General features: G+C 59.8%; 7 protein-coding genes and 1 pseudogene. 5 read left to right on the plus strand and 3 right to left on the minus strand.

Features of this window, described 5'->3' with window-relative positions; all coding sequences use genetic code 11:
- Positions 1-134: 134 nt before the first annotated feature.
- Positions 135-1,412: a delta-60 repeat domain-containing protein gene (locus tag AACY02_RS25390; RefSeq protein WP_339434284.1), complete on the plus strand. Its 1,278-nt coding sequence runs from the start codon at positions 135-137 to the stop codon at positions 1,410-1,412.
- 214 nt (positions 1,413-1,626) lie between these two features.
- On the plus strand, positions 1,627-1,866 hold the full coding sequence (locus tag AACY02_RS25395; RefSeq protein ID WP_339434285.1) for a hypothetical protein: 240 nt from the start codon (positions 1,627-1,629) through the stop codon (positions 1,864-1,866).
- A gap of 253 nt (positions 1,867-2,119) precedes the next feature.
- Here the strand turns inward: AACY02_RS25395 and AACY02_RS25400 are convergent, their stop codons facing one another.
- From AACY02_RS25400 to AACY02_RS25410, 3 genes are read right to left on the minus strand one after another with little or no spacing between them, the layout of a single operon-like run.
- The gene (locus tag AACY02_RS25400; protein WP_339434286.1) at positions 2,120-2,869 is read right to left on the minus strand and encodes an enoyl-CoA hydratase-related protein; all 750 of its coding nucleotides are present in this window, start codon (positions 2,867-2,869) and stop codon (positions 2,120-2,122) included.
- 29 nt (positions 2,870-2,898) lie between these two features.
- Positions 2,899-3,834 (minus strand): iron-sulfur-binding ferredoxin reductase, encoded by a 936-nt coding sequence (locus AACY02_RS25405; RefSeq protein ID WP_339434287.1) that lies wholly within the window; start codon positions 3,832-3,834, stop codon positions 2,899-2,901.
- Positions 3,827-4,933 (minus strand): GGDEF domain-containing protein, encoded by a 1,107-nt coding sequence (locus AACY02_RS25410; protein ID WP_339434288.1) that lies wholly within the window; start codon positions 4,931-4,933, stop codon positions 3,827-3,829. Before AACY02_RS25410 ends, AACY02_RS25405 begins: the two co-directional genes overlap by 8 nt.
- A 459-nt stretch (positions 4,934-5,392) precedes the next feature.
- Here AACY02_RS25410 and AACY02_RS25415 point away from each other — a divergent pair, with 459 nt between their 5' ends.
- The 3 genes and pseudogenes from AACY02_RS25415 to AACY02_RS25425 form a co-directional block, all read left to right on the plus strand.
- Positions 5,393-6,916 (plus strand): fumarate hydratase, encoded by a 1,524-nt coding sequence (locus AACY02_RS25415; protein WP_221730643.1) that lies wholly within the window; start codon positions 5,393-5,395, stop codon positions 6,914-6,916.
- Positions 6,917-7,118: 202 nt separating this feature from the next.
- A complete protein-coding gene (locus tag AACY02_RS25420) occupies positions 7,119-11,636 on the plus strand; it encodes a SpvB/TcaC N-terminal domain-containing protein (RefSeq protein WP_339434289.1) in 4,518 nt (1,505 codons plus the stop codon).
- Positions 11,633-12,324 (plus strand): annotated as a pseudogene (locus AACY02_RS25425) (toxin); the annotation flags it as partial. The gene AACY02_RS25420 and the pseudogene AACY02_RS25425, both read left to right, overlap by 4 nt.

Here is a 12,324-nt window from a genome sequence, read left to right on the forward strand (position 1 = left end):
ATCGTTGGGTTTTACAACAACGAACGGCTGCACTCAAAACTGGGGTATCTGCCGCCGACCGTTTACGAGCGGGCGATGGCATCGAAACTACCTATCGAGGTGTCCGGAATTAGTTGACCACCACAGACAGCCACATGAACCACTCAGATCGATCTGTGCAGGCCGCAGGGTCGCTTGATGAAAGTTTTGCAGATGCAGGTATTTTTCGTCTCGACCTCGCGCAATTGGGCTCTGAAACAACCATCCTCGGCGTCACCACAGCCCCGGAGCACCTGTATTTCACCGGTCAGATACGACGTGGCGTCACCCATTCGCCCTACCTGCTGGGGCGCTTGCTGGCTGACGGAACGCTGGACAACCGCTTTGGCACGAATGGCGTCGTGACCGGTTTTTTTGCCGGAACAAACGAGTCCCGGGGGAACGCCGTGAGCGTTCTCAGTGACGGCAAAATTCTCGTGACCGGGTCTGTAGGAGGCGCACGTGATCCGGCATTGGCCCGATACCTGCCCGACGGAACGCTGGACGTCGAATTTGGAATGGCGGGGCTTGTCGTACTTCCGCGACCTCAAGAGCTCAATGCCCTGATGCTCATAGACGTGGGGGGAGGTAAAGATCAGAGCGTGCCGGCAAACGTCTTGCCCCTCGACAATGGAAAAATCCTGATCGTAAATTCTTACGTCATCACTCATCTGGCGGACACCCGCGCCTTTATTTTCCAGCTCAACAACGATGGCTCGCTGGACACTTCTTTCAATGACAAGGGGTATGTCCAGGTCATTTATCCGGGTGCCGATCCTGCTGACGTCAAAGTGCATGGCGGTTTGATCGATCAGGACGGCAACATTGTCGTCTGCGGCCAACTGGCGCCACGCTCAGGCACGTCGGCGCCTCTGTTCGCGCGCTACGGACTCAACGGCAGCCTCGATCAAGGCTTTGGCAATGGCGGGTTTGTCATTGTGCCAGTGTCGGAGTCCGCCAGACTGGTGGCCATTATTCAACAACCGAACAACCGTCTGCTGGGCATCGGCAGAACCGAAACGCCCCAAGGTCTCTTGATCGGTCTGGAACCGGATGGCAGCGCCAATCTCCAGTTCAATCGAGGTCAACCCTTGCTCACCCGATTGAATAATGAGCCCACCTACTGGGCCGGCGGACTCATGCAACCGGATGGCAAGATCGTTTTGATAGGCAAGCAACTGGATGACACAGCGCCAGCCGTCGTCGCAAGAATACTCAGTGACGGTTCGTTTGATACAACATTCGCGGGCGTCGGTTGGGTGGGTACGGACGTTGGCGGCAGAACAACTTTCTACGCTGTCACGCTACAGAAGGATGGAAAGATCGTAGTGGCAGGAACCGGGACTACCCCGCAGTTTCAAGGTCAGGTACTGCGCTTGCACGGACTTGGCTGATTGTTACTTCAAGCGAGCAGAAAGCAAAAGCCCCGGCCGATGAATGACGGGGCTTTTGCTTTCTGCATGCGGCGCTCGAAAGGCAGCGCCCCTTGACCGTGAGGCGCGGCACGCACAACGAACAAACCAGTGTCAACTGTCAGACCTGCCAGTAGACGCGGCAGGATGATGGGCAGCTACTAAAGCCGAAAACAATCCATTCAAGGAGCGTTACATGGCCACTCCAAGCCCATCAGTCCGACAAGCCGGTTCACTGGATGAAAGTTTTGGTGAGAAAGGCATTTGGCACCTGAACATCCCTAACCTGCGGTCGCAAACCACACTTTTAGACGTTACAGCGCAATCCCTTTCGACACTGGAACGCCTTTATTTTACTGGCGATGCTTTTCATGATTCCGGAGGGCACTACATATTGGGCCGCTTGTTGCCTGAAGGATCGCTGGATAAATCGTGATCGCGGGCTTTCTGTCAACGTCGGTGACTCAGGGCGTGATCCTTCGTTTCCACGGGAAGAGTTGAAGCCGACACACAGTCTGTCTGCAATTCAATGTCGCCCCGTCATGTGAATGGCGGGGGGCTTTTGTCTTTCTGATCCCAGAGGGGTTTTGACTGATCAAATGCAATCGCGAGCCTGCTCACTACAGGGGAATGAATTTCAGATTGGGGAGGACGCTTGCTCCCGAAAGGCCGCTACCGTCAGCGAAAATTCAATGCCGCTTGATAAACCCGGTCAACGCCGCCAGCGCTTCGGGTGAGCGCAACCGCTGAGTAAACAGTGCGCCCTCCTCTTCGATCACTTGGCGGATCTGCTCGCGATCCGGCGCTTTCATCAATTGTTTGCTGATGCGCACCGCTTCGGGCGGTAAGTCGTCGAAGCGCAGCGCCATCTCCCGCGCCTTGGCCAATGCCGCTTCGCCGCTGCCCAACGCTTCGCTGGCAATGCCCCAGGCCGCGGCCTGCTCACCGCTGAAACCTTCACCGAGCAACAACAACTCTGCTGCTTTGGCCTGGCCAAGCAAGCGCGGCAGGATCAGGCTGGAGCCGAACTCGGGGCATAACCCAAGGTTGACGAATGGCATGCACAACCGTGCATCGCGACTGACATAGACCAGATCGCAATGCAGCAACAGCGTGGTGCCGATGCCCACCGCTGCGCCGGCCACAGCCGCGATCACCGGTTTTCGGCATTCGAGCAGGCCCTGCATGAAGTGGAACACCGGGCTGTCGAGGTCACTGGGCGGTTGCTGGATGAAGTCGGCGATGTCATTGCCGGCCGTAAAGCATTCGCTGCTGCCGGTGATCAGTACGGCGTTGATGTCGGGGTCGCTGTCGGCCTGCTTCAACGCCTCGGCGAGACGGCTGTACATGGCGCGGGTCAGGGCGTTTTTCTTGTCCGGGCGATTGAGGCGCAGGGTCAGTAAACCGCGCTCGCGTTCCAGCAGGATGGCTTCGGTCATGGCGTGTCTCGCGTCTGATGGATCAGCGCTCAACCACGGCTGAGGAATACGTCGGCCAGCAGTTGATTGCGCGGCAATCCGGCCAGGTACAGACGCCGGGCGAAGGCGTCGACACTGGCCGTCGAGCCGCAGACTAAGGCCAGGGTTTGCCGGGAAACAAGGCGCAGTTGCGCCAAAGCGGCGGGCGCCTCGGCCGCCGTCCATAGCTCGACGGTCAGGTTTTCACGCTGGGTGGCCAGTGCGCCAAGGGGTTTGGCCAGATAATGCTCACTGGCGTCATGGGCCAGGTGAATGACGCGGATGGCGCCCTGGTGATCCTGACGCAGCGCTTCACGCAAGACACCGAACAACGGGCCGAGACCTGTACCCGCCGCCAGCAGCCACAACGGTCGGGTATGCCAGTCGGCGTCGTATTGCAACGCACCACCGCGCAGTTCGCCGAGGCGGATCGGGTCGCCGATCTGCAGACAACGTGCCGCGTCGCTGAACTCCCCGGGCTGGCGGCAATCGAGGTGAAACTCCAGAAAACGGTCTTCTTCCGGCAGGCTGGCCAGCGAATACGGACGTGCGATGTGATTGATCCACAACACCAGATGTTGCCCGGCGCTGTAGCGCAGCGGGCGCTGCGGACTCAGGCGCAAACGCAGAACGCTGTCGCTCAGCCAGTCCAGCGCCTCGACAACTGCCGGGCGTCCGTCCGTCGCCGGATCGAAGGTGTGCACCTGCAAGTCTTCGACAACCTGGCACTGACAAGCCAGCCGCCAACCCTGCTGGCGCTGTTCGGCACTCAAGGCATCCGGGCGATTGTCGGCCGGCAGGCCTTGCACGCACTGCACCAGGCAGGCATGACAACGGCCGGCGCGGCAGCTATATGGCACCGGCACGCCGTTCTGATTGAGGGCATCGAGCAGGTTGCTACCCGCCGCTACCGACCAGTTCTGCTGACCCACACGAAGCTCAGGCATCTACGTTCTCCCAGGCTGCCGCACAGCGATTGCGCCCGTCACGCTTGGCTCGATAGAGCGCCTGGTCGGCGCGCTGCAAGGCGTCATCCAGATCATCGCCCAAGGTCAACAGGGTCATGCCGGCCGAGAGGCTGAGATCACGCACATTCACGCCGACCAATTCGACGTCGGTAAAGGCCACGCGCAGACGCTCGCAGCAGGCGGTCAGGCGTTCGGCGTCGCAGTCGGGCAGCAACACCACGAATTCCTCACCACCATAACGCGCCAATACGTCGCCGTCGCGCAGACACGCTTGGGCGACACCGGCAAAGGCCTGCAGCACCTGATCGCCGGCGGCGTGACCGTGCAGGTCGTTGATGCGCTTGAAATGGTCGAGGTCGATCAGCGCCAGGCCGTGCACCGCTTCGCTGTCCATCGCATTCAGTTCACGCGAGGCCAGACGCAAAAAGTGTCGACGATTGAACAGCCCGGTCAACTCGTCGGTGGCGACCAGGTCTTCGAGCTGGCGCATCATCCCGCGCAAGGTGTCCTGATGTGCCTGCAAGGCAAACCGGCGCTGGCGTATGCGTTGACGCGAAACCTGAACAAAGCGCGCATAAATCACCAGCCACGCCAGCACCATCGCCAGGATGCACACTTGCAGCACGGCGAGCGCTGGCTCCGGCAGGCGGAAGTGGTAACCGTCCCACAGGGTAATCGCGCAGAAACTGAAGAACACCAACAGAGCACAGCGGATGAACGCCCGTCGGCTCAGATGAAACAGACCGAACAGCAGGATCAGCACGTAGAACACCAAAAACGCGCCCCGGGCCTCGTCCAGGTGAGCGATCAGCCACGTCTGCCAGCCGAGCCCGAGCAGCACTTGCGCTTCGGTGAGGCTGGGGTCGGCAAAACGCATATTGCGTCCGCTCCAGAACAGGCCGAACAAGGTGGCTTGGCTGATCACCACCAGCACACTGCCGATGGTCACAGCACGCAGGGACTCGCCGAAATGACCGGTAAAAAACGCCAGCCACAGCAGCAGCAAAGCCAATCCATAGGTGGCTGCAGCGAGGGCGAAGCGTTTAAGCAAAAGACGTTGAATGGCGTTATGGGTCAATCGTTGACTCACCGTGCGTTTGGAGGCTGACCGAGTGTCCTACCCTACAGACCGGCTGCCACTTTAGTGGCGTAGTCGATAAATGACCATTGATTTTCGGGCCGGATAATTGGCGTCAAAAGCGTGGCCTCAAAAGCCCCTCACCGCCCTGGGAGACAGGGCCTGACTGAGGGGCAAGGATCTCGATTTGCCAATGCAATCCCCCCCACCCCATCAAGCCATTCGACCAACGAATGAATCCCGGCGCGTGTATGCCCCACCGAGGCGCGGTATACTGCCGCGCCTTTTTAGCGTCGCGCCAGCAGCCCCGGCGTGCCCGGCCCAAAGGGCCAGCTTCAAGTTGCAAGCTCAAGGCCGCAAGCTCAAACAGTCCACGTACTGCCTTTGACTTGCCGCTCGAAGCTCGAAGCTCAAAGCTGCCCTATTAAAATGTTCCCGTCTTTTAGAGGAGCGCGACTCATGACCGTGATCAAGCAAGACGACCTGATTCAGAGCGTTGCCGACGCCCTGCAGTTCATTTCCTATTACCACCCCGTGGATTTCATCCAGGCGATGCACGAAGCCTACCTGCGCGAAGAATCGCCAGCGGCCCGTGATTCGATGGCGCAGATCCTGATCAACTCGCGCATGTGCGCCACCGGCCACCGCCCGATCTGCCAGGACACCGGTATCGTCACCGTGTTCGTGCGCGTCGGCATGGACGTACGCTGGGATGGCGCCACCATGGGCCTGGACGACATGATCAACGAAGGCGTGCGCCGCGCCTACAACCTGCCGGAAAACGTCCTGCGTGCCTCGATCCTCGCCGACCCGGCGGGCGCTCGTAAAAATACCAAGGACAACACCCCGGCAGTCATCCACTACTCCATCGTCCCGGGTAACACCGTGGAAGTGGACGTGGCGGCCAAGGGCGGCGGTTCCGAGAACAAATCGAAAATGGCCATGCTCAACCCGTCCGACTCGATCGTCGACTGGGTCCTGAAGACCGTTCCGACCATGGGCGCTGGCTGGTGCCCACCGGGCATGCTCGGCATCGGCATCGGCGGCACCGCCGAGAAAGCCGCGGTCATGGCTAAAGAAGTGTTGATGGAATCCATCGACATCCACGAACTCAAGGCCCGTGGCCCGCAGAACCGCATCGAAGAAATGCGTCTGGAACTGTTCGAGAAGGTCAACCAGTTGGGCATCGGCGCCCAGGGCCTCGGCGGCCTGACCACCGTGCTCGACGTGAAGATCATGGACTACCCGACCCACGCCGCCTCCCTGCCGGTGTGCATGATCCCGAACTGCGCTGCCACCCGTCACGCGCACTTCGTGCTCGACGGTTCCGGCCCGGCTTCGCTGGAAGCGCCACCGCTGGACGCCTACCCGGAAATCGTCTGGGAAGCCGGCCCGTCGGCCCGTCGCGTCAACCTCGACACCCTGACCCCGGAAGACGTGCAGAGCTGGAAGCCGGGCGAAACCGTGCTGCTCAACGGCAAAATGCTCACCGGTCGCGACGCCGCGCACAAGCGCATGGTCGAGATGCTCAACAAAGGTGAAACCCTGCCGGTCGATCTGAAAGGTCGCTTCATCTACTACGTCGGCCCGGTTGATCCGGTCGGTGACGAAGTGGTGGGCCCGGCAGGTCCGACCACCGCGACGCGGATGGACAAGTTCACCCGTCAGATCCTTGAGCAAACCGGTCTGCTGGGCATGATCGGCAAGTCCGAGCGCGGCCCGACTGCGATCGAGGCGATCAAGGACAACAAAGCCGTGTACCTGATGGCGGTCGGCGGCGCGGCTTACCTGGTGGCGCAAGCGATCAAAAAGTCCAAAGTGCTGGCGTTTGCCGAACTGGGCATGGAAGCGATCTACGAGTTCGAGGTCAAGGACATGCCGGTCACCGTTGCGGTGGACAGCAAAGGTGAGTCGGTGCACATCACCGGTCCTGCGATCTGGCAACAGAAGATCAGCCAAAGCCTGGCGGTAGAAGTGCAGTAAGCGCTTCGCCTCCATGAAAACGGCCGGCTCATCCCATGGATGATCCGGCCGTTTTTTGTTTGTACAAACCGAACGGGATAAAAACTCCGTCAATGCATACAAAATGATCTTGCGCACCTGTCAGATCTGACAGGTTCATTTCAATGCCTTTCTTGTTAGCGTCAGCCCATTCACGCCCACCCCGTGCGCAATGGATTCGACCATGCCTGATCAGCAAGAATTGAGCATCACCACACCCTCCATCGCCAAAAGCGCATCGATCGCCACCATCGGCAAAAGTTGGGGCGCTGTGGGCCCGACCGGAGCCGCCTCGTTCGAGTTGCCGATTCCAACGTCTGCCGGGCGGGGCTGGGATCCTCAGTTCTCGCTGAGTTACAGCAGTCAGAGTGGCAACGGTCCATTCGGCCTTTCCTGGCAGCTGGCCGGCGTGGGTCAGATCAATCGCAGAACCAACAAAGGCGTGCCACGTTATACCGATCACGACGAGATCGTTGGTACCGATGGCGAAGTGTGGATGCCGGAGCTGGATGAAAACGGTGAAATCAAATTCCGTGAAGAAAACACCTACAACGGCGTCGACATCGGCCCGTACAGAGTGGTGCGTTACTGGCCGCAAATCGAAAGCGACTTTGCCTTGCGCGAGCGTTGGCAGCGGCAGACCCGAGAAGCCGATCCACCGGTTTTCTGGCTGATACACGGCGCCGACGGCTCACTGCACCTTTACGGCAAGACCGAAGCGACACGCGTCGCCGACCCCGACGCTCCCGGACGCATCGCCGCTTGGCTGCTGTGCGAAAGCATGAACGCACGTGGTGAACACATCTGTTTCGAGTACAAGGCCGATGATCAGGATCCCGACCCGCTGCATGACTACCGCGCCCAGCGCTATCTGCGCCGCGTGTGCTACGGCAACTTCACGGCCAGCAGCAATCTGTATAGCTGGACCACGGACAATCCGACCGAACTGGACTGGCACTTTCATCTGCTGTTCGATTACGGCGAACGCAGCACATCACTGACCGATATTCCTGCTTACGACGGTGACACCCTGAAACCCTGGACAGTCCGCCCCGACCGTTTTTCAACCCATGGTCGGGGCTTTGAACTGGGCACGCGCAGACTGTGCCAGCAAGCGTTGCTGTTTCATCAGTTCTCCAAGGAAAAAACCGAGCAACCGAAACTGGTACGCCGCCTGCTGTTGGAATATCACCAACCGCAAAATATCGCGCAGTGGGCCTACAGCCAGATCAGCGCGGCGCACTATCAGGCATTCGATGCGAGCGGCATTGTCGAAAACACGCCGCCGGTCGAGTTCGACTATGCCCCCTTCGACATCAATAAAACCCCGGCGCGCTTCTTCGAAACCGATGTCCAGCCGAGTATCGAGGACGGTGGTTTTTACCAGTGTGTGGATCTTTATGGCGAAGGTGTGCCGGGTTTCCTCTGCCGTTATGACCAGGCCTGGTACTACCGCGAACCATTGCGTGCGACCAAGGGCACCGATGAAATCGGCTATGGGCCATGGACCGCACTGGAAAAGATTCCGCTCGCCGATCGCAACCGTCCGGTCCAGCAACTGCTGACCGACCTGACCGGTGACGGTCGGCTCGATTGGGTCATCGCGCAACCGGGTATCAGTGGTTTTCGCACCCTGACAGAACAACGCGAGTTTGCCGACTTCGTCCCCTTCGGCAAATTCCCACCAGAGTTTTTCAACACGCTCTCGACACTTGGCGACTTGAGCGGTGACGGCTTGAGTAGCCTGGCGTTGATCGGGCCCAGCTCCGTGCGGTTGTATGCCAACGAGCGCGAACAAGGCTTCGCCGCGCCTGAAGAGGTGCTTCACCAACCCGACGACGACCGCTTGCCACTGTTCAGCAATTCGCGCACAGAACTGGTGCTGTTGGGCAACCTGCTGGGTAGCGATATGCCCGAGTTGTGTCGGATACGCCATGACGAAATCCGCTGCTGGCCGAACCTGGGCCACGGCCGGTTTGGCAAGGGTCGCAAGATCAGCGAGTTGCCCTTCAACTACGAGCAATTCGATTCGTCCCGGGTGCGCCTTGCCGACCTCGACGGCTCCGGTGCCGCATCGCTGATTTATCTGATGTCGGATACCTTCGAGATCTACCTGAATCGCGGCGGCAACGGCCTGGAGCAAATACCGATCAGCGTGCCGTGGCCCGACGGCGTGCGCTACGATCGCCTCTGTCAGGTGAGTTTCGCCGATCTGCAAGGCCTGGGCTGCGCCAGCCTGATCCTGACGGTGACGCACATGCAGCCGCAGCATTGGCGCTACGATTTCGTTTCGGCCAAGCCGTATCTGTTGACCAGCAGTAACAACAACATGGGTTGCAGTACCAGCGTGGTCTACCGCAGCTCGGCGCAGGAATGGCTGGATGAAAAACGCCGCCTGCCCAGCCTTAGACGTTTTCCGGCTTGCCACTTGCCGTTCCCGGTGGCGGTGGTCAAAAAACAGCAGCAACTGGATGAAATCACCGGCAACTGCCTGACGCAGCGCTTCACCTGGTGCGAAGGTTTTTACGACCGCGTTGAGCGCGAGTTCCGCGGTTTCGGCTTGCTGCAGCAAACCGACAGTGAGAGCGCCAGCAACGATAAGGGAGAAGGCTTCAGCGAGCCGATGCGGGTCTTCACCTGGTTTCATACCGGGCAATCGATGAACCGGTCGCGTGACGACTATTTCAATCACGACGCACATTCGGTGCCACTGGGCGATACGCTGTTCAGCCGATATCACGAGGCGGACGACTGCGAGGAACAGCTGGATTCTTCTGACGCCGACACTCGCTACCAGATCTGCCGGGCACTGGTCGGCTCGGTCACGCGCATCGAGACCTATGCCGATACTGGCGAGGATGTTCCGCGGATCACCACGCCTTATACGGTCGAAGAAATGCGTTATCGGGTGCGTCAAGTGCGCGAGCAAGGCGCCTATGCCGCCGCAGTCTTGCTGCCGCTGGTGGTGGAAAGGATCAGCTACCAGTACGACGGTTTCGTCGATGACCCCATGTGTCGCAACGATGTGGTCCTGCGCTACAACACTTACGGCCAACCGACGCATTCAATCACAGTGAGCTACGCCAGGCGGCTCACCGAAACCGATACGCCACCGTTCGACGATCTTGATCAACAGCAGTGGTGGTACGACGCCCATGACCCGGCACAACGGTCGTTCTACCTCAATGAAAGCCGTTCTGTGTTCATCGATCTGGACAAGGATCCGCAGCATTGGCGTCTTGGTTTGCCCTATCAACAGCGTGGCAATGCATTGGTCTTGTCGTCCAATGGCACACTTCCCACCGGGCTTACACCTGCGCAGGTGTCCTATGAATGCCTGATGGAACATGAGGATTCGGCGTACTGGAATACCAAACGGGTGCTGACCACACAGTCCGTGCAGCGTTACGTGAGTACCGATGGCAAGCTGCTGGACGATGGCATTGCCGGATTCGAGGCATTGACCGGCCCCATGGAAGTGGCCCAACTGGACAAAACCGCGCTGGACGCTTACAGCGTTTTAGCGGATTTTGACGTACGCGGCGAACTGGAAAAGATCGGTTACCTGCCGATGCCTTTTCTGTTCTGGGAGGACTCCTCGGGCAGCGCCGAGCACAATCTGTGGTCGGCAAATTACAACTGCGCCGAATACGCCGGCCTCGACGGTTTCTACAAGGTGCGCCGCTATCGCGAAACCCTCAGCCATGGCTTCACTCACGCCGTATACGACGCGTATGCGCTGGCTGTCACCCTCGTGGAACTGCCGGATGGCTGTACCACCTGCATCGAGTACGACTACCACGCGCTGCAAGCGCTGAAAATCATCGATGCCAACCTGAACACTCATCAGGCGTTGTATGAACCTTCCAATCAGCCCCTGGCCACCAGTTTTTATGGCTCAGAGAACAACAGGGAAGCGGGTTTCAGGCCACTGAGCGAATACAAACTTCCGCAGGACCGGAGCCCGGCTACGGCAATTGCCAACCCGACCGATGCCGTGCAAAAAGCCGCGAGTACCCTGCGCAAGGATCTGTTCAGCTGGATGGGGCAAATTGCCAACCACACCCACGCCACTACGACATGGATTGCCCGGGGTTATCTGCTGCCCAGCGGCCACATCAGGGCCAGTACACGCCGCCAACTGACCCGGCGCAGCGGCGCCTTGACGCCTGATGAACAGGCGCTGCAAAACGCCATCGCAACAGTGCATCGCGAACCAGTGCACAGCGTGATCCTCAGTGCCGATCGTTACCCCGACGATCCGCTGGCGCAGATCCAGATCACCAAAGCCTGCGTCGACGGTTTTGGCCGGGCTCTGCAAACCCAGCAATTGGTCGACCCGGGCAAGGCGTATGCCGTGGACGACGACGGCTCGCTGATTATCGAGGATGGTCAGATCAAAGTGGTCGATGCCAACCCGCGCTGGCGCATCAGCGAGCGGGTCGAATACAACAACAAAGGCTTGCCCGTTCGTCAGTACCGCGCGTTTTTCGCCAACACCTATACCTACGTCAACGATCAGTCCCTACGCACACTGAGCCATCACGATCAGCTTCGCTATGACGTCAAGGGCCGCCAGGTCGGAATGGTCAATGCCAAGGGCGACTTTTCCCGAGAGACGTACCACCCTTGGTATCACACCAGCGAAGACTTCAACGACACCGCCGAGCTGTCATCGCCAACCAAGGCATCGCAGCCATGATTGCCAACGTGCATCGCCGTACACCTGCACTGGCGGTAAGCGATGCGCGTGGTTTGCCAGTGCGGCAGGTCGGGTACTTGCGCAGTGTGACGGCCGACAGCCCCGTAGCGCTGGTAACCCGTCGGCAGCATGACTACGCCGGGCGTCTGGTCGAGCAATGGGATCCGCGCTTGTCGGCACCCTGCCTGACCACGGTTTACAACCTGGACGGCACGGTATTGAAATCCGACAGCGTCGACGCCGGCTGGCGCCTGACCCTGCCGGGTCTGGCCGGCGAGCCGTTGCGGCGCTGGGATCAGCGCGGTAGCCATTGGCAGACGATCTTCGATGAGCAACTGCGGGTGGTCGCGGTCGAGGAAAATGGCCAACCCGATGTCGACGTTTTTACTTACGCCGACGCCTCGGCCGAAGCCGGATACAACCGTCGCGGCCAGTTGCTGGAACAGAAAGACCGTTCCGGTTCGTTGCTCACGGACAGCTTTTCCCTGACCGGCCAGCCGCTGCGGGAAACCCGCACGTTCCACGACGGTGAGCCGTTCACCACTCACCATGTGTTCAGCTCGCTCGGCGCGCTGCTCGAGCAGACCGACGCCGGCGGCCATCGGCGACGCTCGCGCTACGGCCTGGCCGGGCACCTTCGGCAGGTACAACTGTTGATCAGCGGCCAGAGCCAATGGCAGCCCGTGTT

This window comes from Pseudomonas sp. EA_65y_Pfl2_P78 (assembly GCF_963970495.1).
In the GTDB taxonomy this organism is placed as follows: domain Bacteria; phylum Pseudomonadota; class Gammaproteobacteria; order Pseudomonadales; family Pseudomonadaceae; genus Aquipseudomonas; species Aquipseudomonas baetica_A.

What these genes read in the sequence shown, in the direction of transcription:
- AACY02_RS25390 (WP_339434284.1), top strand. Translation starts at nt 135, where the DNA reads ATGAACCACTCAGATCGATCTGTGCAGGCCGCAGGGTCGCTTGATGAA.
- AACY02_RS25395 (WP_339434285.1), top strand. Translation starts at nt 1,627, where the DNA reads ATGGCCACTCCAAGCCCATCAGTCCGACAAGCCGGTTCACTGGATGAA.
- AACY02_RS25400 (WP_339434286.1), bottom strand. Translation starts at nt 2,869, where the DNA reads ATGACCGAAGCCATCCTGCTGGAACGCGAGCGCGGTTTACTGACCCTG.
- AACY02_RS25405 (WP_339434287.1), bottom strand. Translation starts at nt 3,834, where the DNA reads ATGCCTGAGCTTCGTGTGGGTCAGCAGAACTGGTCGGTAGCGGCGGGT.
- AACY02_RS25415 (WP_221730643.1), top strand. Translation starts at nt 5,393, where the DNA reads ATGACCGTGATCAAGCAAGACGACCTGATTCAGAGCGTTGCCGACGCC.
- AACY02_RS25420 (WP_339434289.1), top strand. Translation starts at nt 7,119, where the DNA reads ATGCCTGATCAGCAAGAATTGAGCATCACCACACCCTCCATCGCCAAA.